The sequence below is a fragment of the Caballeronia sp. RCC_10 genome, assembly GCF_041360715.1.
Lineage (GTDB): Bacteria > Pseudomonadota > Gammaproteobacteria > Burkholderiales > Burkholderiaceae > Caballeronia > Caballeronia grimmiae.
On sequence record NZ_JBFUPT010000001.1, the window covers coordinates 84168 to 105428 of the forward strand.

At 62.8% G+C, this 21261-nt stretch carries 15 protein-coding genes; 6 read left to right on the top strand and 9 right to left on the bottom strand.

The window, feature by feature from the left end:
• Positions 1-22: 22 nt before the first annotated feature.
• The gene (gene ispD / locus AB6804_RS00395; protein ID WP_229753808.1) at positions 23-682 is read right to left on the bottom strand and encodes a 2-C-methyl-D-erythritol 4-phosphate cytidylyltransferase; all 660 of its coding nucleotides are present in this window, start codon (positions 680-682) and stop codon (positions 23-25) included.
• Between the two features lie 201 nt (positions 683-883).
• On the opposite strand from ispD, the gene mfd reads away from it, so the two are divergent.
• The 3 genes from mfd to AB6804_RS00410 all read left to right on the top strand — a co-directional run bounded on the left by mfd (position 884) and on the right by AB6804_RS00410 (position 7521).
• The gene (mfd, locus tag AB6804_RS00400; protein ID WP_370884795.1) at positions 884-4363 is read left to right on the top strand and encodes a transcription-repair coupling factor; all 3480 of its coding nucleotides are present in this window, start codon (positions 884-886) and stop codon (positions 4361-4363) included.
• A 908-nt stretch (positions 4364-5271) separates the two neighbouring features.
• On the top strand, positions 5272-6495 hold the full coding sequence (gene argE / locus AB6804_RS00405) for an acetylornithine deacetylase (protein ID WP_370884796.1): 1224 nt from the start codon (positions 5272-5274) through the stop codon (positions 6493-6495).
• Between the two features lie 21 nt (positions 6496-6516).
• Positions 6517-7521 carry a threonine/serine dehydratase gene (locus AB6804_RS00410; protein WP_370884797.1) on the top strand — a complete coding sequence of 335 codons (1005 nt, stop codon included), beginning with the start codon at positions 6517-6519 and terminating at the stop codon, positions 7519-7521.
• 45 nt (positions 7522-7566) lie between these two features.
• Here AB6804_RS00410 and AB6804_RS00415 read toward each other — a convergent pair whose 3' ends face one another.
• From AB6804_RS00415 to AB6804_RS00430, 4 genes are all read right to left on the bottom strand, one after another.
• Complete coding sequence (locus AB6804_RS00415) at positions 7567-8385, bottom strand: ABC transporter permease subunit (RefSeq protein ID WP_370885385.1); 819 nt, start codon at positions 8383-8385, stop codon at positions 7567-7569.
• Entirely contained in the window at positions 8385-9287 is a 903-nt protein-coding gene (locus AB6804_RS00420) for an ABC transporter permease subunit (protein WP_370884798.1), read from the bottom strand. The genes AB6804_RS00415 and AB6804_RS00420 overlap by 1 nt, the downstream gene beginning before the upstream one ends.
• Positions 9284-10441 (bottom strand): ABC transporter ATP-binding protein, encoded by a 1158-nt coding sequence (locus AB6804_RS00425; RefSeq protein WP_244792339.1) that lies wholly within the window; start codon positions 10439-10441, stop codon positions 9284-9286. Before AB6804_RS00425 ends, AB6804_RS00420 begins: the two co-directional genes overlap by 4 nt.
• Positions 10442-10562: 121 nt before the next feature.
• Positions 10563-11618, bottom strand: coding sequence for a polyamine ABC transporter substrate-binding protein (locus AB6804_RS00430; protein ID WP_370885386.1), 1056 nt, complete (start codon positions 11616-11618; stop codon positions 10563-10565).
• Positions 11619-12206: 588 nt separating this feature from the next.
• Between AB6804_RS00430 and AB6804_RS00435 the strand changes: the two genes are divergently transcribed.
• From AB6804_RS00435 to AB6804_RS00445, 3 genes are all read left to right on the top strand, one after another.
• The gene (locus tag AB6804_RS00435) at positions 12207-13538 is read left to right on the top strand and encodes an Nramp family divalent metal transporter (protein WP_370885387.1); all 1332 of its coding nucleotides are present in this window, start codon (positions 12207-12209) and stop codon (positions 13536-13538) included.
• Positions 13539-13707: 169 nt separating this feature from the next.
• On the top strand, positions 13708-14886 hold the full coding sequence (locus AB6804_RS00440) for a phospholipase A (RefSeq protein ID WP_370885388.1): 1179 nt from the start codon (positions 13708-13710) through the stop codon (positions 14884-14886).
• Between the two features lie 26 nt (positions 14887-14912).
• Positions 14913-15116, top strand: coding sequence for a DUF1289 domain-containing protein (locus AB6804_RS00445; RefSeq protein ID WP_370884799.1), 204 nt, complete (start codon positions 14913-14915; stop codon positions 15114-15116).
• Between the two features lie 122 nt (positions 15117-15238).
• On the opposite strand, the gene AB6804_RS00450 is transcribed toward AB6804_RS00445, so the two are convergent.
• The 4 genes from AB6804_RS00450 to AB6804_RS00465 form a co-directional block, all read right to left on the bottom strand.
• Positions 15239-16831: an ABC-F family ATPase gene (locus tag AB6804_RS00450; protein ID WP_244792341.1), complete on the bottom strand. Its 1593-nt coding sequence runs from the start codon at positions 16829-16831 to the stop codon at positions 15239-15241.
• Positions 16832-17034: 203 nt separating this feature from the next.
• A complete protein-coding gene (gene thrC / locus AB6804_RS00455) occupies positions 17035-18480 on the bottom strand; it encodes a threonine synthase (protein WP_370884800.1) in 1446 nt (481 codons plus the stop codon).
• Between the two features lie 13 nt (positions 18481-18493).
• On the bottom strand, positions 18494-19810 hold the full coding sequence (locus AB6804_RS00460) for a homoserine dehydrogenase (RefSeq protein WP_370884801.1): 1317 nt from the start codon (positions 19808-19810) through the stop codon (positions 18494-18496).
• A gap of 24 nt (positions 19811-19834) precedes the next feature.
• Complete coding sequence (locus AB6804_RS00465) at positions 19835-21073, bottom strand: pyridoxal phosphate-dependent aminotransferase (RefSeq protein ID WP_174447237.1); 1239 nt, start codon at positions 21071-21073, stop codon at positions 19835-19837.
• Positions 21074-21261 lie beyond the last annotated feature (188 nt).

The following is a 21261-nucleotide window of genomic DNA, read 5'->3' on the forward strand; positions in this document are numbered from 1 at the left end:
GAGTGACCGGTCGTTGCGGCCATTACACCGGCGCGGAAAGGATCGCGCTGGCGAGACCGAAGTCTTCCGGATAAGTGACCTTGAAGTTGCGCAGGCTGCCCTGCACCAGCTTCGGCGAGTGACCGAGCCATTCGATCGCGCTAGCTTCATCGGTGAGATCGTGGCCATCGTGACGCGCACGCTCGATCGCTTCCCGCAGCATGCCGACGCGGAACATCTGCGGCGTCTGCGCCTGCCACAGGCCATCGCGCGATTCGGTGCGGGCGATGCGCGGGCCGCCCGACGGCGCATCGGGCATGTTCGGTGCGACGCGCTTGAGCGTATCCGCGACCGGCAGCGCGAGAATGCCGCCGACAGGATCGTCGCGCAGTTCCGTGACGAGCTTGCGAATCAGTTCCGGCGTAATGCCGGGACGCGCGGCGTCGTGCACGAGCACCCAGTCGTCGTCGCGCGCGCCGAATTCGCGCAGCGCGACGAGTCCGTTGTACACCGACGCCTGCCGCGACGCCCCGCCGCGGCGCTGCACGACGAAACGCAGCCCGGCGAAGCGGCGCGCGTCGAAATGATGATCGTCCGGTGCGAGCACGACGAGTGTCTGCGAGAATTCGGGACACGCGTCGAATGCGGCGAGCGTGTAGCCGAGCATCGGCCGGCCCGCGACCGTCTGGTATTGCTTGGGCATCGGCGCGCCGGATCGGCTGCCGGTTCCGGCGCAGGGAATCAGCGCGAACAGACGCGCAGTGGTAGACGGGGCGGCGGGCGAAGTCACGAGAGAATCATGTGGCCAAGTCAAAGTGAAGCCCGGATTTTATAATAGGTCTTTCGCGACCACGTCCGGCGCGCGGCTTTTGACGCTGCGCGCGGACGGTTCAATGCACACCTTATGTCCTCGAAAGCCGTCAACGCGCAGTCCCAGTCTCCCATCGCGCTCGTCAAGGCAGGCCAGCGTTTCGTGTTCGACGGCGCTTCCGGCTCCTCAGATGCGCTCGCCATCGCTCGTTATCGCGCCGCTCATCTCGAAGCGGTGCCGCTTTTGACGGTGCTCTGCGCGAGCGCGGTCGATGCCCAGCGCCTCGCCGCCGAACTGCCCTACTTCGCGCCGGATGCCCGCGTGCGCCTGTTGCCCGACTGGGAAACGCTGCCCTACGACACGTTCTCGCCGCACCAGGATCTGGTCTCCGAGCGCCTCGCCACGCTGCACGATCTTGGCGAAGGACGCTGCGACATCCTCATCGTTCCCGCAACGACGGCGCTGTACCGCATGCCGCCGGCCTCGTTCCTCGCGGCCTATACGTTCTCGTTCACGCAGGGCGAGCGCCTTGACGAAGCGAAGCTGAAGGCGCAACTGACGCTCGCGGGCTACGAGCACGTGAGCCAGGTCGTGCGTCCCGGCGAATATTGCGTGCGCGGCTCGCTGATCGACCTTTATCCGATGGGCTCGCCGCTGCCGTATCGCATCGACTTGTTCGACGATCAGGTCGATTCCATTCGCGCCTTCGATCCCGACACGCAGCGCAGCCTGTATCCGGTGAAGGACGTGCGCCTGTTGCCGGGCCGCGAATTTCCGTTCGACGAAGCGGCGCGCACCGCGTTTCGCAGCCGCTGGCGCGAAGTCTTCGAGGGCGATCCGAGCCGCTCGCAGATTTACAAGGACATCGGCAATGGCGTGCCGTCGGCGGGCATCGAATATTATCTGCCGCTCTTTTTCGACGAGACCGCGACGCTCTTCCACTATCTCCCGGAAGGCTCGCAGCTGGCATTCATCGGCGATCTCGATGCGGCGATCAAGCGCTTCACGCACGACACAAAGCAGCGCTACAACTTCCTTTCGCACGACCGCGAACGGCCGCTCCTCGAACCGCGTCGTCTTTTCCTGACCGACGACGACTTCTTCACGTTTGCGAAGCCATTCGCGCAACTGAAGTTCCCGGCGACGCCCGAAGGCGGCTGGGCCGTGCCTTTGCCGGGTCTCGCGATCGATCGTCATGCCGACGAGCCGCTGCTCGCGCTGCGCCATTATCTGGATCAGACCGAGAATCGCGTGATGCTGGTCGCGGAATCGGCGGGCCGGCGCGAGACGATCCAGCAACTGCTCGCGGATAACGGCTTGCGCGGCGAGTCGCACGATACGTTTCAGGAGTGGCTCGCGTCCGATGCGAAGTTCACGCTCGGCATTGCGCCGCTCGCCAACGGCTTTGCGCTGCCGGCGGAAAAGCTCGCCATTGTTACGGAGACCGAACTATACGGCCCGCTTGCGCGCCACGCGGGGCGGCGCCGCCAGGAACAGGCGAGCAACGTCGAATCGATGGTGCGGGACCTCGCCGAACTCAAGGTCGGCGATCCGGTCGTGCATGCCCAGCATGGCATCGGCCGGTACATGGGACTCGTGTCGATGGATCTCGGCGAAGGCGAGACCGAGTTTCTGCATCTCGAGTACCAGAACGAATCGAAGCTGTATGTGCCGGTCGCGCAACTGCATGTGATTTCGCGCTACAGCGGCGCCGATCCGGATAGCGCGCCGCTGCATCAGCTAGGTTCGGGTCAGTGGGACAAGGCCAAGCGCAAGGCGGCGCAGCAGATTCGCGACACGGCCGCCGAACTGCTCAACCTGTATGCGCGCCGGGCGTCGCGCCAGGGCTTTGCGTTCAAGCTCGAACCGCGCGACTACACGAAGTTCGCGGAGAGCTTCGGCTTCGAGGAGACGCCCGATCAGGCGGCGGCGATCGCATCCGTGATCGCCGACATGACGAGCGGCAAGCCGATGGATCGCCTCGTCTGCGGCGATGTCGGCTTCGGCAAGACGGAGGTCGCGTTGCGCGCGGCGTTCATCGCGGTGATGGGCGGCAAGCAGGTAGCGATACTCTCGCCCACGACGCTGCTTGCCGAACAGCACACGCAGACGTTCACGGACCGTTTCTCCGACTGGCCGGTGCGCATCGCGGAGCTATCGCGTTTCCGGAGCGGCAAGGAAGTGTCGACGGCGGTGCAGCAGATCAACGAAGGAACCGTCGATATCGTGATCGGCACGCACAAGCTTTTGTCGAGCGATGTGAAGTTCAAGCGGCTGGGGCTCGTGATCATCGACGAGGAGCATCGCTTCGGCGTGCGTCAGAAGGAGGCGCTCAAGGCGTTGCGGGCCGAGGTCGATGTGCTGACGCTCACCGCCACACCGATTCCCCGCACGCTCGGCATGGCGCTCGAGGGCCTGCGCGATTTCTCTGTGATCGCGACTGCGCCGCAAAAGCGCCTTGCGATCAAGACTTTCGTGCGGCGCGAGGACGATGGCGTGATCCGTGAGGCGATGCTTCGAGAACTGAAGCGCGGCGGACAGGTGTACTTCCTGCACAACGAAGTGGAGACGATCGAGAACCGGCGCGCGATGCTGGAAGCGCTGGTGCCCGAGGCGCGCATTGCGGTGGCGCATGGACAGATGCACGAGCGCGAACTCGAGCGCGTGATGCGCGATTTCGTCGGGCAGCGCGCGAACGTGCTGTTGTGCACGACGATCATCGAGACGGGCATCGACGTGCCGAGTGCGAACACGATTCTCATGCATCGCGCGGACAAGTTCGGTCTTGCGCAGTTGCATCAGTTGCGCGGGCGCGTTGGGCGATCGCATCACCAGGCGTATGCGTATTTGCTGGTGCATGATCCGCAATCGCTGACGAAGCAGGCGCAGCGTCGTCTGGAGGCGATTCAGCAGATGGAGGAACTGGGCTCGGGCTTTTATCTGGCGATGCACGACCTCGAGATTCGCGGCACGGGCGAAGTGCTGGGCGACAAGCAATCGGGCGAGATTCACGAGATTGGCTTCCAGCTTTATACGGACATGCTCAACGATGCGGTGCGCGCGCTGAAGGATGGCCGCGAGCCCGATCTCAATGCGCCGCTCGCCGCGACGACGGAGATCAATCTTCACGCGCCGGCGATTCTTCCTGCTGATTACTGTGGCGATGTGCAGGAGCGCTTGTCGTTGTACAAGCGGCTGGCGAATTGCGAATCGAGCGATGCGATCGATGGCATTCTCGAAGAGCTCGTGGACCGCTTTGGCAAGCTGCCGGCGCAGGCGCATGCGCTGGTGGAGACGCATCGGTTGCGGCTTGCGGCGAAGCCGCTTGGCATATCGAAGATCGATGCGGCGGAGCTTTCCATTTCGATGCAGTTCGTGCCGAATCCGCCGATCGATGCGATGCGGATCATCGAGATGGTGCAGAAGCATAAGCACATCAAGCTTGCTGGGCAGGACAAGTTGCGGATCGAGTCTCGCAGTCCGGATCTTGCTGTGAGGATTTCTACGGTTAAGGAGACGCTGCGGGCGTTGGGGGCGCCGGTTCGGCAGGCTGCGGTTGTCGCTACGCGGTGAGGTTTCTTGGACCTTCGGTTTTTCGTGTCGGTCTATTAGAGGGCCCCTCTCCGGGGCGGAGGTCACTTTCTTTCCTGTCGGCCAGAGTTGGCGCTTTAGCGCCTTACTCTGGTCCCATGCAGAGAAAGTAATCAGAGAAGCAGCTCTTTTCTGAACCGCCCAATGCACTAACTTGTGTGCCCACTCCGTAGAACGTCGGTGGCACTCAGATTAATTAGCAGCCTTGAATTACCTTCCACGCCCGCTGAGCGCCACGTCCTCCGAGCCCCTTGGCTCGTCAAAACCAGCAGGATGCTGGCATCACGCGGAACGCATACGCTACGCGGGCATTCATCTTCAATCTAGACTCGTCCGCCATCAGGCACGCGCTGACGCAAAGCTAACCTTGCTTCTTGTTCGCGGGTCCCTGCCGCTTTCTTGTGACCGTTGGCATTGCTGTAGCTTCTGGCTTCTGGCTTCTGGCTTCTGGCTTCTGGCTTCTGGCTTGTGATTTTAGGTTTGTACTTTTTGGGTTTCGAATTGCGTTAGAGGCGTCTTTTAATGTGTGGCGCGTTGCGTACGTTGGTGTTAACGAGCCAAGGGGCTCGGAGGACGTTGGTGCTCAGCGGGCGCGGAAGGTAATTCAAGGCTCTTTACAAGCTGAGTGCCACCGATGTTCTACGAAGCGGCCACGCAGGTCAGTGCATCGTGCGGTTCGAAAAAAAGCTGCTTTCTTTGGTTACTTTCTTTGCAGCGGCAAAGAAAGTGACCCCCGCCCCGGGGAGGGGCAGCCAAATAGACCGACACGAATACAAGTTCACGGATAACAAGAACCGCGCAGCCAAGAAGCGCCAACGCCCAAAGCCCCCCTGTGCGGGCCAGCACCAAAACTTTGCGCTATGATCAACCCCTACCCGCAGGAGTAAAAAATGTCACAAATCGCTGCCTCGGCGCGTCTCGAAGCCTCCGATTCGCAAGACCTGAAATCCCTGCCGTGGACAAAACGGCTGATCTCCTTCGACACGGTGAGCCGCAACCCCAACCTCGGCCTGATCGAAACCGTGCGCGACGAACTGCGCGCCGCGGGCATCGAATCGACGATCACGACCGATCCGCGCGGCAAGTGGGCTAACCTCTTCGCGACCGTGCCGGCGCATGACGGCGAGACGAACGGCGGCATCGTGCTCTCAGGTCATACGGATGTCGTACCCGTCGACGGACAGGACTGGGCGAGCGATCCCTTCAAGCCCGAAGTGCGCGACGGCCTGCTCTACGGGCGCGGCTCGTGCGACATGAAAGGCTTCATCGGCGCGTCCCTCGCCATGCTCCCGACGATGCAGGCAACCAGACTCGCGAAGCCCATCCACTTCGCACTCTCCTTCGACGAAGAAATCGGCTGCGCCGGCGCCCCGCTGATGATCGCGGACCTGCAAAAGCGCGGCGTGCGGCCCGACGGCTGCATCGTCGGAGAACCGACGTCGATGCGACCCATCATCGCGCATAAAGGCATCAACGCATTCCGATGCTGCGTGCGCGGCGCGGCAGCGCATTCGTCGCTGACGCCGAAAGGTCTGAACGCAATCGAATACGCCGCGCGGCTCATCTGCTTCATTCGCGATGTGGCCGACGAATTCCGCGCCCAAGGCCCGTTCGACGAACTCTACGACGTGCCGTTCACCACCGCGCAAACGAGCACGATCAAGGGCGGCAACGCGATCAACACCGTGCCCGCCGAATGCAGTTTCGACTTCGAATTCCGCAACTTGCCGACGATGGACCCCGAGCGCATCTTCGCGCGCATCGAATCGTATGCACGCGAAACACTCGTGCCGACGATGCTCAAGGAGAACGGCAACGCGGCCATCGAATTCTCAAAGATCGCATCCGCGCCCGGACTCGACGCGACCGAGCAGGCCGCCATCACCCAACTCGTGCGCGCGCTCACCGAGAATCAGGAGAAGCGCAAGGTCGCCTATGGCACCGAAGCCGGACTCTTCGCGCTCGCCGGCGTGCCGAGCATCGTGTGCGGGCCGGGCAACATCGAACAGGCTCACAAGGCGAACGAGTACGTCTCGCTCGAGCAGCTTGCCGCGTGCGAAGCGTTCCTCGGCAAGTTCATTCACAGCATGTCGGTGGAAGCGCAGGCGCGCTGAATCTTCGGATCAACAAGAGCCATGTCCACAGCCACGCAGCATTCCGACAATACGATCGACGGCACGCCCATCCCCACGCTCGACGACATCGCCGAGCAGCACATGGCGCTCATGCCCTGGGTCGCGCGCACGCCTGTCTTGGAACGTCACGACTTTCCGGCGCTAGAAGGCACGCCGGTCACCTTCAAATTCGAACTGCTGCAGGCGAGCGGCACCTTCAAGGCGCGCGGCGCGTTTTCGAACCTTCTCGCACTCGATAGCGACGAGCGCACCGCCGGCGTGACCTGCGTATCGGCGGGCAATCATGCGGTCGCGGTCGCGTATGCGGCGCAACGCATGGAAGTGAGCGCGAAGGTCGTCATCACGAAGAACGCGAGTCCGGCGCGCGTCGCGCTATGCCGCCGCTTCGGCGCGGACGTCGTGTTTGCGGATAACGTCGCGGAAGCGTTCGAGATCGTGCGGCGCATCGAAGCGGAAGAAGGACGCTTCTTCGTGCATCCGTTCAATGGTTATCGCACGGTGCTGGGCACGGCGACACTCGGCTATGAATGGACGTCACAGGCGCCGGATCTCGAAGCGGTGATTCTGCCGATCGGCGGCGGCGGGCTGGCTGCGGGGGTATCGACGGCAATGCGTCTCGCCAATCCGTCGCTGCATGTGTACGGTGTCGAGCCGGAAGGATCGGACGCGATGAGCCGCAGCTTCGCCGCCAACCGTACGGTGAAGATGGGCGCGATGCACAGCATCGCCGATTCGCTGATGGCGCCGCATACCGAGCAGTACAGCTACGAGTTGTGCCGGCGGCATATCGATGAAGTCGTCACCGTGTCGGACGACGAATTGCGGCACGGGATGCAGCTGTTGTTCAACGAACTGAAGCTCGCGGTGGAACCGGCGTGCGCGGCGGCCACGGCCGCCCTGCTCGGCCCGTTGCGTGAACGCCTGCAAGGCAAGCGCGTCGGCGTGCTGCTCTGCGGGACCAACACCGATGCCGCGACGTTCGGACGGCACCTGGCCCACGCCTGATCGCCACATGACGAAGCGGCCCGTCATGAACGGGCCGCTTCGCGATTACATCACCGCTGCGAGCCGCCTTCTCTCACTTCGCTGCATGAAGTAATTCGCCGCGATCACTCCCGCCGTGACCAGCGCGATAAACAACGTCGCGAGCGCATTCATCTCCGGATTCAGCCCGAGACGCACACGCGAGAACACGACGAGCGGCAGCGTCGTCGAGCCGGGTCCGGACAGGAACGCCGACAGCACGAGATCGTCGATCGACAGCGTGAACGACAAGAGCCAGCCCGCGACGAGCGCCTGCGAAATCAGCGGCAGCGTGATCGAAAAGAACACGCGCAGCGGCGTTGCGCCGAGGTCCAGCGCCGCTTCTTCCAGCGACGGATTCAACTCCCGCACACGCGATTCCACGATGATCGCCACATAGGAGATGCACAGCATCACGTGCCCGACCCAGATCGTGAACAGTCCGCGCCCCGCCGGCCAGCCGATCAGCTTCGCCATTTCGACGAACAGCAGCAAGAGCGAAATGCCCTGAATGACTTCGGGAATCACGAGCGGCGCGTTGATCATGCCCGTGTACAGCGTGAAGCCGCGAAAGCGGCCCATGCGCGCGAGCACGAAGCCCGCCCACGTGCCGATCACGACCGACGCGCACGCCGTCAGGAACGCGATTCGCAGCGACAGCCACGCCGCGTTGATGAGCTCGTCGTCGGTCCACAACGCGCGATACCACTTCAACGAAAACTCCGTCCACACCGTGACGAGCGGCGAGTCGTTGAACGAATAGACGATCAGGCTGATGATCGGGATATACAGGAACGCAAACCCGATCCCGAGCGAGGTGATCTGCAGCGAACGGCTCGGCTTGATCATCGCTTCTCCTCCAGTTGCTTCGCCTGGAAGTGCTGAAAGAGCGCCATCGGCACGAGCAGCAAGAGCACCATCGCGCAGGTGACGGCGGAGGCCATCGGCCAGTCCGCGTTATCGAAGAACTCGTTCCACATGACCCGGCCGATCATCAGCGTATCCGCGCCGCCGAGCAGTTCGGGAATCACGTACTCGCCCACCGCCGGAATGAACACGAGCAGACAGCCCGCGATGATGCCGTTCTTCGACAGCGGCAGCGTGATCTGCAGGAACGCCTTCCACGGCTTCGCGCCGAGATCGTAGGCGGCCTCGAGCAAGGTCAGGTCCATTTTGACGAGATGCGCGTAAAGCGGCATCACGAGAAACGGCAGATACGAATACACCATGCCGATATACACCGCGATATTCGTGTGATACAGCTCGATCGGCGAATGAATCAAACCGGTCGACATCAGGAAATTGTTTAGCAATCCGTTGTTCTTCAGAATGCCGATCCACGCATACACGCGAATGAGAAACGACGTCCAGAACGGCAGCATCACGGCCATCATCAACAGATTGCGCGTCTCCGGATTCGACCGCGCGATGTAATACGCCATCGGGTAGCCGATCAGCAGGCACAGCACCGTCGATACCGCCGCGACCAGCAGCGAATTCATGTACGTCGCGAAGTACAGGCTGTCGGTCAGCAGAAACGCGTAGTGCGAGAAATCGAGCGCGATCTTCATCACGCCCTCTTTCATCGTCAGCAGTTCCGTGTACGGCGGAATGCCGAGCTGGCTGTCCGCGAAGCTGATCTTCACGACCAGCAGGAACGGCACGAAAAACAGCAGCAACAGCCACAGATACGGCCCGGCGATGACCGCGGTGCGGCCCGACAGACCCAGACGCTCGGCGATCTTCATGATGTCAGCACCACGCCCGCCTGCGCGCTCCATCGCACGTAGACTTCGTCGTCGAAGGTAGGCGAATCGATCTCGCCGAGCGCGAGGCTCGTCACGTTCGCGACCACCGTCTTGCCGCTTTCGAGCATCACGTGATAGAGCGAATAGCCGCCCATGTACGCGATGTTCGTCACCTTGCCGCGGCCCCAGTTGAACGCGCCCTCGGGCGGCTTGCGCGTGAGCGCGATGCGCTCCGGCCGCACCGAGATGGTCACCGGCATGCCGAGCGGCCCGGTGATGCCGTGGCTCACATAGAGGCGCACGGGCAGTTCCGGCGATTCGATGAAGATATGATCCGGCTCGTCCTCGACGACGTTGCCATCGAAGAGATTCGTCGAGCCGATGAACTGCGCCGAAAAGCGGCTGTTCGGATACTCATACACTTCGTGCGGCGTGCCGAGCTGCACGATCCGGCCTTCGCTCATCACGGCGATGCGATTGGCCATCGTCATGGCTTCTTCCTGGTCGTGCGTCACCATGATGCATGTGACGCCCACCTGATCGAGGATGTTGACGAGCTCGATCTGCGTGCGCTGGCGAATTTGCTTGTCGAGCGCGGACATCGGTTCGTCGAGCAGCAACAGCTTCGGACGCTTGACGAGGCTGCGCGCGAGCGCGACGCGCTGCTGCTGCCCGCCGGAAAGCTGATGCGGCTTGCGCTTCGCATACTGCGCCATCTGCACGAGCTGCAGCGCGTTGTGCACGCGGTCTTTCAGCTCGCCGCCCTTCACGCCCTCCTGCTTCAGTCCGAACGCGACATTCGATTCCACGCTCATATGCGGAAAGAGCGCATATGACTGGAACATCATGTTCACCGGCCGGCGATACGGCGGCATGCTCGCGAGGTCCTCGCCGTCGATCAGAATCTGCCCTTCGGTCACGGACTCGAGGCCCGCGAGCATGCGCAGAAGCGTCGACTTGCCACAGCCCGAACTGCCGAGCAGCGCGAATAGCTCGCCCTTTCTCACCGACAGATTGACGCCCTTCACGGCCACTGTTTCGTCGAACCTCTTCACGACATCGACGATACGCACGAAGTCGTCGCCCGTGCTCTGACCGGATGACGCACTTCCCGACTGTGGCGCTGCCTTCAACGCGCTCGACTGCTCACTCATGATTGCCTGTTCGACTCCTGCATCTGTCGTCCGCGACTCCGCCGGCGTTCGACGGATCACGAACAAAGCCCCCGGAGGTCCGAGGGCTTCGTCATTTCAATGAATAACCGGCTGCTTCAACTCAGCGGCCGGACTTGAATTCGGTCCACAGCCGCGTTTGCAGACGCTGGACTTCCGGCGGCAACGGCTTGAGCAGGAACAAGGTCTTGATGACGTCCTGCGGCGGATACACCGCCGGATCGTTCGCCACGTCCTTGTCCACGTACTTGCGCGCTTCGAGGTTCGCGCTCGGGTAATACACCGCGTTGGTGATCGCGGCATGAACCTGCGGCGTCTCGATGTAGTTGATCCACTCGTGCGCCGCTTCCTTGTTCTTCGCATCCTTCGGGATTGCCATCACGTCGAACCACACGGGCGCGCCGCCCTTCGGAATGTAGTACTCGATCTTGAACGGCTTCTTCGCTTCGATCGCGCGATGCTTCGCGATCACTACGTCGCCCGACCAGCCGTACGCGAAGCAGATATCGCCGCCGACCATGTCGTTGATATAGCCGGACGAGTTGAACTGCGTGATGTACGGGCGAATCTTCTTGAGCATCGCGAGCGCTTCGCGATAATCGGCCGGATTCGTGCTCATCGGATCCTTGCCGAGGTAGTGCAGCGCCGCCGCGAACATCTGGTCGGGCGCATCCAGCACCGAGACGCCGCACGCCTTCAGCTTGGAGATGTTCTCGGGCTTGAAGAGGATGTCCCAGTTGTTGAGCGCGGTGTTCGCGCCGAGAATCTGCTTGGCCTTGTCGACGTTATAGCCGAGGCCGGTCGTGCCGTAAGCCCAGGGCACCGAGTACTGATTGCCCGGGTCCGCGCCCGCGACGAGCTTCATCAGTTCGGGATCGAGATACTTCAGGTTCGGCAGCTTCGACTTGTCGAGCGGCGAGAAGATGTTCGCGGCGATCTGCTTGCCGGCGTAATTGCTCGTCGGCACGACGATGTCGTAGCCGGAATTGCCGGTCAGCAGCTTGGCCTGCAGGGTGTCGTCACTGTCGTAGTTGTCGTACTTCACCTTGACGCCGGTCTGCTTGGTGAAGTTGGGGATCGTGTCCTTGGCGATGTAGTCCGACCAGTTGTACACGTTGAGCTGCGTGTCTTTCGCCGATGCCGCGAGCGGAAGCAGCATCGCCGCGCAGGCGAGCGCACCCGCGAGTTGTCCCAGCCTGACTCGCTTCGGAGCGCCAGCCGCCAGTTTTCCGTTCATCTCTTTTCTCCCTTGTCCGACTTGGTCGACGACGTCGCCGCGCGGTTCTTTCGTGCGCGTGCGGCTCGCAGCGCCCCTAAAAACCCGAAAACTACCATTAAACCGAAGGCCGACAAAAAATAATGCGCCGCCTGTCGCGCAAAGCACACGAAGCAGGCGCCCCTCGCGCTGCCTCAGGCCGTTGCCGCCACGGAAAGTGCGCGCATTTTAGCCCCTAATCCCGCCGTGCGGCACCCGACAAATCCACTTTGCTCAAGTGGAACGACGTTGTGCGGACGCTCTGCGATGTCATTATTCGTGACGGCCGTTCCTGTGCCGCGCCGCTCGCCGGCATTGCGAATAAAGAGAACGCGCGAGCCTTACGAATAGCCAGCGGAACAGTCGTTGCTAGCCAGTTCGACGTGCGTCGCGAAAAGCGTCGCCATCACCCGCAACGCACCCTACCGTGGCACGGCGTTCCCGCCGCCGCCCGAGCGTGCCGTTGCACCGCTATTCGAGGCCAACGTCCGCATGAACACCAATCCGTCCGCGCTTGCCCAGCTATCCAACGCCAAGTCCGGCGCGCCGTCGCCGGCCCCTGGCGCGCGCGACGACCGGCCTCGCCGTGCGCGCGGCCGCTGGTACTCGTTTGCCGGCGCAGGCTCGCTCGTCGCCGTAGGCTACATGGACCCCGGCAACTGGGCGACGGCGCTGTCGAGCGGCGCGCGCTACGGGTATCAACTGCTCTTCGTCGTCCTGCTCGCGAGCCTGATGGGCATGCTGCTGCAATGGGTCGCATCGCGCGTGGGCGTCGTCACCGGGCGCGACCTCGCCCAGCTTTGCCGCGAGCGTTATAGCCGGCGCACGACCGTCATCTTGTGGCTCGCGTGCGAAGTCGCGATCATTGCGTGCGATGTAGCCGAAGTCGTCGGCAGCGCGGTCGCGTTGCAGATGCTCTTCGGACTCTCGCTGACGGCAGGCGTGCTGTGCTCGGCCGTCGGCACCTTCGCGATGCTCGCGCTGCAACGCGGCGGCAAGCGGCCTCTGCAACGCGCCGTGACCGCGCTGATTCTGTTCGTGAGCTTCTGCTTCGTGGTCCAGCTCGTTCTCGCGCAACCCGCCTGGCACGACGCGCTCATGGGCTTTGCGCCGCCGCCGGCGCTGCTGCGCGATGCCGGCATGCTCTGGCTCGCAGCCGGCGTGCTCGGCGCGACGGTGATGCCGCATAACCTGTATCTGCACTCGTCGCTGGTGAAGCACCATGCGCCGCAGCGGGACGACGAGACCATCGGCGACGCGCTCAACGGCGTAAACATCGACACGTTCGCCTCGCTCGCGATTGCGTTCATCGTCAATGCGTCGCTGCTGATCGTCGCGGCGGCGGTGTTCCATACGTCCGGCTATTCGCAGGTCGACGATCTGGCGGACGCGCATCGGCTCATTGCGCCGCTCGTCGGCAGTCATTGGGCAGGAATCGCGTTCGCGACGGCCCTGCTCGCGTGCGGGCTCAACGCGACTGTCACCGGCACGCTCGCCGGCCAGGCGGTAATGGAAGGCTTCCTCGAACTGAAGATGGCTCGCTGGGCGCGGGCGCTGCTCACGCGTGGACTGGCGATCGGCCCGGCGCTCGCGGCGGTGGCGAGCTTCGGCCAGCACGGCTCGAACGCGCTGCTGGTCGCCACGCAGGTAGTGCTGAGTCTGCAATTGCCGCTCGCGGTGATTCCGCTCGTGCGCTTCGCCTCCGATGCGGGTCTGATGGGCCGCTGGCGCGTCGCGCGGGTGCCGCTCGCGCTCGCGTGGACGTGCGCAGGGCTCATCGTGGTGCTCAATGCATCGATGTTGTGGCAGGCTGCGGTCGGGTAATGACGTTTGCGTTGTAACAGGCAGGTTTCGCGACGCGCAGTTACGATGACGCCTCGCCGCGCACCGTCGCTCTTCGACAAAGGATGCCCGCCTGATGGCTTTGGATTCACCGATGCTCCCGTTCCCGCCTGTTCGACGCCACGCGCGTCTCGCATTCGCGCTTTTCGTAATGGCGACCAACGCGCAAGCGACAGTCGCAGTGCTGCAACCGCCGCGCGAAGCGGCCGCGGCGCAACCGCTCGAACTCACGCTGCTCTACACGGACGACGACAAAAAGCCGCTCACCGTCGACCTGCCGAAACAACTCACCATGCAACTGACGAACGGCGATTTACCGCCCGCGCCGCTCGTGCTGACCCGCGATGCGGCGACGCCCGATCGTCTGCGCCTGGCGCCGGGGCAATATCGCCGGGTCCGTTATTCGGCGCCGTGGCCCGAGTCGGCGCGCGGCACGGTCAAGATCGATCCGGTCGGCTTCGATGTATCGCCGATGCTCGTTACGCTGAACCGGGGCGAGAACCAGACGCAGGTCGTTGCGGCCGAGAAACGCGAAGCGCAAGCGGCGACGCCCGCGCAACTGGCGAGCGCTGCTGCGCAGGTCGACACATCGCCGGCCACGGTCGATACGATGCTCGCGGGCCGCTTCTCGACCTTCGATCCGATCTACTTCGCCGATGGCAAGAACGGCGACAACCTCGCCAAGTTCCAGTTCAGCTTCAAGTACCGGCTGCATCTGCCCGACGATCCGCGCTCGCGGGGCTTTCTCGACAACCTCTATTTCGCCTACACACAGACGTCCATCTGGAACCTGTCCGCGCCGTCTGCGCCGTTTCGCGACACCAGCTATCAACCTCAAGTCTTCTATTCCGTCGACGACACCGGCTGGAAAAGCCCGCTCTTCACGCGTATGGGCGTGGCGGCGGGCATCGGACATGAATCGAATGGCAAGAGCGGTGACGAGTCGCGTGCGATCAACATCGCGTTCGTGCGCCCGACGTGGGACTTCGGCGATATCGCAAGCAACCACCTGACGCTGTCGCCGAAGTTCTATTACTACTTGTCGAAGAGCGGCAACGAGGATATCGCCGACTATCGCGGCTACGTCGATTTTCTCGTGAAATACGGCAGCCCCGATGGCTGGCAACTCGCGACCACGCTGCGCAAGGGTACGAAGCACTGGTACGGCAGCATCGATTCGAACGTGACATATCCGCTCGCCAAGCTGATCGGCAGCGCCTGGGGCGGATACGTGTTCGTCAGCTACTTCAACGGCTATGGCGAGGACATTCTGGACTACAACCAGCGCCATCACTGGATCGCGCGGATAGGCTACAGTATTGCCCGCTAATTCTTTTTTTCCCGACCTCTACGCTCATGGCTTCGATTCTCCACGACCTCCCCGACAGCCCGTGCATCGGCGTTTGCTCCACGCTTTTCGACGACGTCTGCAAAGGCTGCGGCCGCACGGCCGGCGAAGTATCGAACTGGGTCTTTCTGAACGATGAAGAGAAGCGCGCGATCTGGGAGCGGATTACGCACGAGGGAACGGCGATGCGCTTCAAAAACGACAAGCTCTGAGACGCCTTTAGGCGGAGCGAACTCGGAGCTGCGGGCTTGCCGGCAACGACAAAACCCTCGCTCCAAACGAAAAAAGCCGCGAAAGCGGCTTTTTTCCATTCTGCGTTTGAACCTGCGGCTTCTTACTGAATGCCCTGGCTCGTCAGGAAATCTTCGTAATTGCCGCCGAAGTCGCGCAGCGTGCCATCGGTGCGCACTTCGATGATGCGGTTCGCCAGCCCGCTCACGAACTCGCGGTCATGCGACACGAAGACCAGCGTGCCCTCGTACTTGTCCAGCGCGATCTGCAGCGATTCGATGGACTCCATGTCCATGTGATTGGTCGGCTCGTCCATCAGCAGCACGTTGTGGCGGCCGAGCATCAGCTTGCCCCAGATCATGCGGCCCTTCTCGCCGCCCGACAGCACCTTCACGTTCTTCCGGATGTCGTCTGCGTTGAACAGCAGCCGGCCGAGCGTGCCGCGCACCATCTGGTCGTCGTCGCCTTCCTGGCGATACTGATCGATCCACTCGGTCAGCGTCTCGTCCTTCGGGAACTCTTCGTACGTGTCCTGCGGCATGTAGCCGACGTTCGCGTTCTCCGCCCACTTGACCGAGCCGCCGTCCAGTTCCACGGCGCCCTTCAGCGACTTCAGGAGCGTCGTCTTGCCCGCGCCGTTTTCACCGATGATCGCAATGCGCTCGCCCGGCTGCACGCTCAGGCTGAAGTTCTCGAAGATGGTCCGGTCGTATTTCTTGGTGATGCCATCGGCCACGACCGCGATGTTATGCAGCTTCTTCTCGAAGTCGAAACGGATGAACGGATTCTGCCGCGACGACGGCTTGAATTCTTCGATCTTGATCTTGTCGATCATCTTCAGGCGGCTGGTCGCCTGACGCGCCTTCGACTTGTTCGCCGAGAAGCGGCGCACGAAGTCCTGAAGGTCGGCCACGCGTTCCTTCGCCTTCGCGTTCGCCGCCTGCTGGCGCTCGCGCGCCTGCGTGCTGGCGAGCATGTAGTCGTCGTAGTTGCCCGGATAGACCTTCAGCGTGCCGTAGTCCATGTCCGCCATGTGCGTGCAGACCTGGTTCAGGAAGTGTCGATCGTGCGAGATGATGATCATCGTCGAGTTGTACTGGTTCAGCACGTCTTCCAGCCAACGGATCGAGTTGATGTCGAGGTTGTTGGTCGGCTCGTCGAGCAGCAGCACGTCCGGCTTCGAGAACAGCGCCTGCGCGAGCAGCACGCGCAGCTTCCAGCCCGGCGCGACGTTGCTCATCGGCCCGGTGTGATCGGCGATATTGATGCCGATGCCCAGCAGCAGTTCGCCCGCACGCGCTTCGGCCGTATAGCCGTCGTATTCGGCGAACTTCGCTTCCAGCTCGGCGGCGCGCATGTAGTCGTCGTCGGTGGCGTCGGGGTTTGCGTAGATCGCGTCGCGCTCGGTCATCGCGGCCCACATTTCCGTGTGGCCCATCATCACCACGTCGAGCACGCGCATGTCTTCGTACGCGAACTGGTCCTGGCGCAACTTGCCGAGGCGCACGTTCGGCTCGAGCATGACGTTGCCGGAGCTCGGCTCCAGGTCGCCGCCGAGGATCTTCATGAAGGTCGACTTGCCGCAGCCGTTCGCCCCGATCAGGCCGTAGCGGTTCCCTTCGCCGAACTTGACCGAAATGTTCTCGAAGAGAGGCTTCGGCCCGAATTGCATGGTGATATTGGCGGTAGACAGCACGGCGCGTCCTTTTGAATGGTGTACGACGAAAAACCCAAGAGTTTAGCAGCTTTTAGCCGGGCTTTCCGGCGTTGCGGCGCAAGCGGGGCGGCGGCCCGGACCGCGCACGCGGCAGACAGAGCGGCAGCGCCGCGATAAAAATAGCGCGGGGCGCGGCCCCTTCCGGACCGCGCCCCGCGCGTCACAGCGGCGAATCTGGAAACTCAGGTGCGCTCGGCGATGAACGCCTTCACGACGGCTGCGTCTGCCGGAACGATATCGAACCTTTGTGGCAGTTTTTCAAGTCCCACGAATGCCGCCGGACGCTCCGGCTCCCGATTGAGCGCCTCGCGGATCGTTTCGCCGAATTTGATCGGCTGCGCAGTTTCGAGCACGATCATCGGCACGCCGGGTTTGAGGTTTTCGCGCGCCACCTTCACGCCGTCGGCGGTGTGCGTGTCGATCATGGTGTCGTAGCGCTCGAAGACGTCGCGGATGGTTTGCACGCGATCGTCGTGACCGCTCTTGCCCGACACGAAGCCGAATTCCTTCACGCGCGCAAAGTCGCCGCTTGCCGCCAGATCGAAGCCGCCCTTCTCTTCGACGTCGCGGAAAAGCTGCAACACGCGCGCCGGATCGCGGCCGAGCAGGTCGTACACGAAACGCTCGAAGTTCGACGCCTTCGAGATGTCCATGCTCGGCGACGTGGTGTGATAAGTCTCCGCCGCGCCGCGCACGCGATACACGCCCGTGCGGAAGAACTCGTCGAGCACGTCGTTTTCGTTGGTCGCAACGACCAGCTGCTCGATCGGCAGCCCCATCATGCGCGCGATATGCCCCGCGCACACGTTGCCGAAGTTGCCCGACGGCACCGTGAACGACACGCGCTCGTCGTTGGTCTTCGTCGCGGCGAAATAGCCCTTGAAGTAATACACGACCTGCGCGACGACGCGCGCCCAGTTGATCGAATTGACCGTGCCGATCTTGTGCTTCGCCTTGAATGCGTGGTCGTTCGAGACGGCTTTCACGATGTCCTGGCAATGGTCGAAGTTGCCTTCCACGGCCAGATTGAAGATGTTCGGGTCTTGCAGCGAGAACATCTGCGCCGTCTGGAACGCGCTCATCTTCTTGTGTGGCGACAGCATGAAGACGCGCACGCCGGTCTTGCCGCGCATCGCGTATTCGGCGGCGCTGCCGGTATCGCCCGAGGTCGCGCCGAGAATGTTCAACGTCTCGCCGTGCCTGGCCAGCGCGTACTCGAAGAGATTGCCGAGCAGCTGCATCGCCATGTCCTTGAAGGCGAGCGTCGGCCCGTTGGACAATTCCAGCAGCGACAGCGGCGCACCGTTCTCGACGCCCAGCGTCTTCAGCGGCGTGATCTGCACGGCGGCTTCTTCGTGGCGCACATTGCTGTAGACCTGTGCGGTGTACGTCTTGCGCGTGAGCGAGCGCAGGTCGTCGGCTGGAATGTCGTCGCTGAACTTCGACAGCACTTCGAACGCGAGGTCCGCGTACGACAGCGTGCGCCAGCGCGCGAGTTCCTCGGCGGATACGCGGGGATACTCGGCCGGCAGATAGAGGCCGCCGTCTTTAGCAAGGCCGCCCAGCAGAATGTCCGAGAACGTGTGGCGCTCGTCCGTGCCGGCGCCGCGCGTCGAAATGTAGTTCATGTCGCGTACCTGTTTAGTGCAGCACTGCCATGCGCAGTTTCGTAACCTTCGAGACGACCGTGGACAACGCTTCGATCTCCGCGATCGCCGCGTTCGCGTTCTTTTCCACCGTCTCGTGCGTGATGAGGATGATGTCCGTCTCGCCCTTGTTGCCGCCGTCGACCTGCTCGGATTCCTTCTGCAGGAGCGCGTCGATGGAGATGCCCTTGTGCGCGAGAATGCGCGTGATGTCGGCGAGCACGCCGGTCACATCGGCCACGCGCAGGCGCAGGTAGTAGCCGCTCGTGATGTCCTCGATCGGCAGGATCGGCGTATTCGACAGGCTATCTGGCTGGAAGGCGAGATGCGGCACGCGATGCTCCGGATCGGCGGTATGCAGGCGCGTCACGTCGACGAGATCCGCGACCACGGCCGACGCCGTCGGCTCCGCGCCCGCGCCCTTGCCGTAGTAGAGCGTCGTGCCGACCGCATCGCCCTGGACGACGACTGCGTTCATCGCCCCTTCGACGTTGGCGAGCAGCAGCTTCTCCGGCACGAGCGTCGGATGCGTGCGCAACTCGATGCCCTTCTCCGTGCGCCGCGCGATGCCGAGCAGCTTGATGCGATAGCCGAGTTCGCCCGCATAGCGGATGTCGATGGCCGCCAGCTTGCTGATGCCTTCGACGTGCGCGCGATCGAACTGCACCGGCACGCCGAACGCGATCGCGCTCATGATCGTGACCTTGTGCGCGGCGTCGACGCCTTCGATGTCGAAGGTCGGATCGGCTTCGGCGTAGCCGAGTTCCTGTGCGCCCTTGAGCGCGGTCGCGAAGTCGATGCCCCGGTCGCGCATCTCCGACAGGATGTAGTTCGTCGTGCCGTTGATGATGCCCGCGATGGCTTCGATGCGATTGGCCGTCAGCCCTTCGCGCAGCGCCTTGATGATCGGAATGCCGCCCGCCACCGCCGCTTCGAACGCGACCATCACGCCCTTCGCGCGCGCCGCCTCGAAAATCTCCGTGCCGTGGACCGCGAGCAGCGCCTTGTTCGCCGTGACGACATGCTTGCCGTTGGCGATCGCGCGCAACACCAGTTCGCGCGCAAAGCCGGTTCCGCCGATCATTTCGCACACGATGTCGATGGAAGGATCGTCGACGACGGCGCGGAAGTCATCGGTAATCGCGACGCCCTCTGCGGCCTGCGCCTTCGCCGGCGTGCGCACGGCAACGCGCGTGATTTCGATGCCGCGTCCCGCGCGCCGTTTGATTTCTTCCTGGTTGCGCTTGAGCACCGTGAAAGTGCCGCTGCCTACCGTGCCGAAGCCCAAGAGTCCTACTTTGATCGGTTCCATACTGCGCGAGTCTTTATAGAGAGATTAAGCGGAGTGCCGTTTGCGATAGCCGTCGAGGAAGCGCGCGATGCGATTGATCGAATCGGCCAGGTCGTCGACGTTCGGCAGGAAGACCACGCGGAAGTGGTCCGGCGTCGGCCAGTTGAAGCCCGTGCCCTGCACGAGCAGGACGCGCTCTTCGAGCAGCAGGTCGGTGATGAACTGCTGGTCGTCGGCGATGGGGTACATCTTCGGGTCGAGCTTCGGAAACATGTAGAGCGCGGCCTGCGGCTTCACGCACGTCACGCCCGGAATGGCCGTCAGCATGTCGTACGCGAGGTCGCGCTGCTTGAAAAGACGCCCGCCCGGCACGATCAGGTCGTTGATGCTCTGATAGCCGCCGAGCGCCGTCTGAATGGCATATTGACCGGGAACGTTCGGGCACAGGCGCATCGACGCGAGAATGCCGAGACCTTCCAGATAGTCCTTCGCGCGGCGGCGATTTTCTTCGATCAGCCCGGAAATCGCCATCCAGCCCGCGCGATACCCGCACGAGCGATAGCTCTTCGACAGGCTGTTGAACGTCACGGTGATGACGTCTTCCGAGAGCGCGGCCATCGACGTGTGCGTCTTGCCGTCGTATACGATCTTGTCGTAGACCTCGTCGGCGAAGACGATGAGTCCGTGCTCCCGCGCGATGCCGATGAGTTCTTGCAGCAGTTCGTCCGAATACAGCGCGCCGGTCGGATTGTTCGGGTTGATGACGACGAGCGCCTTCGTATTCGGCGTGATCTTCGCGCGAATGTCGTCGAGATCGGGCATCCAGCCGTTGCTCTCGTCGCACATGTAATGGCGCGGCGTGCCCGACGAAAGGCTCACGGCCGCCGTCCACAGCGGATAGTCCGGCGCGGGCAGCAGCACTTCGTCGCCGTCGTTCAGGAGCGCCTGCATGGCCATCACGATCAGTTCGGACGCGCCATTGCCAATGTAGATATCGTCCAGCTCGACGCCCGTCACGCCCTTTTGCTGCGTGTAGTGCATGATCGCCTTGCGCGCGGCGAAGACGCCCTTCGAATCCGAATAGCCCGACGAGCCCGGCAGATTGCGGATCATGTCCTGAATGATCTCGTCCGGCGCTTCGAAGCCGAACGGCGCGAGATTGCCGATGTTGAGCTTGATGATGCGATGCCCTTCTTCCTCGAGGCGCTTCGCGTGTTCGAGCACGGGTCCGCGAATGTCGTAACAGACGTTTTGCAGCTTATTGGATTTGAGGATCGGTTTCACGGCGGGCGGCTCTGATGATGGACAAATACGGTGCGGTGCTTGCGGCGTGCTTGCGGTTTTTTGCGGCGCGGCTCGCCGCGGCGATACGCGCGGACGCCGGCGCACCGCTTGGAAGTATCGACGAAAGCGGGTGATACGGGGTTGTGCGGAACCGACACGGCCAGGATTTCGCGCCTTCCGGCGCTGCG

Bases quoted from the DNA above. Each gene is read 5' to 3' on its own strand.
- ispD (WP_229753808.1), bottom strand. From the start codon at position 682: ATGCCCAAGCAATACCAGACGGTCGCGGGCCGGCCGATGCTCGGCTAC.
- AB6804_RS00440 (WP_370885388.1), top strand. From the start codon at position 13,708: ATGGCGACCAACGCGCAAGCGACAGTCGCAGTGCTGCAACCGCCGCGC.
- AB6804_RS00410 (WP_370884797.1), top strand. From the start codon at position 6,517: ATGTCCACAGCCACGCAGCATTCCGACAATACGATCGACGGCACGCCC.
- AB6804_RS00460 (WP_370884801.1), bottom strand. From the start codon at position 19,810: ATGGAACCGATCAAAGTAGGACTCTTGGGCTTCGGCACGGTAGGCAGC.
- AB6804_RS00430 (WP_370885386.1), bottom strand. From the start codon at position 11,618: ATGCTGCTTCCGCTCGCGGCATCGGCGAAAGACACGCAGCTCAACGTG.
- AB6804_RS00445 (WP_370884799.1), top strand. From the start codon at position 14,913: ATGGCTTCGATTCTCCACGACCTCCCCGACAGCCCGTGCATCGGCGTT.
- thrC (WP_370884800.1), bottom strand. From the start codon at position 18,480: ATGAACTACATTTCGACGCGCGGCGCCGGCACGGACGAGCGCCACACG.
- mfd (WP_370884795.1), top strand. From the start codon at position 884: ATGTCCTCGAAAGCCGTCAACGCGCAGTCCCAGTCTCCCATCGCGCTC.
- AB6804_RS00435 (WP_370885387.1), top strand. From the start codon at position 12,207: ATGAACACCAATCCGTCCGCGCTTGCCCAGCTATCCAACGCCAAGTCC.
- AB6804_RS00420 (WP_370884798.1), bottom strand. From the start codon at position 9,287: ATGAAGATCGCCGAGCGTCTGGGTCTGTCGGGCCGCACCGCGGTCATC.
- argE (WP_370884796.1), top strand. From the start codon at position 5,272: ATGTCACAAATCGCTGCCTCGGCGCGTCTCGAAGCCTCCGATTCGCAA.
- AB6804_RS00425 (WP_244792339.1), bottom strand. From the start codon at position 10,441: ATGAGTGAGCAGTCGAGCGCGTTGAAGGCAGCGCCACAGTCGGGAAGT.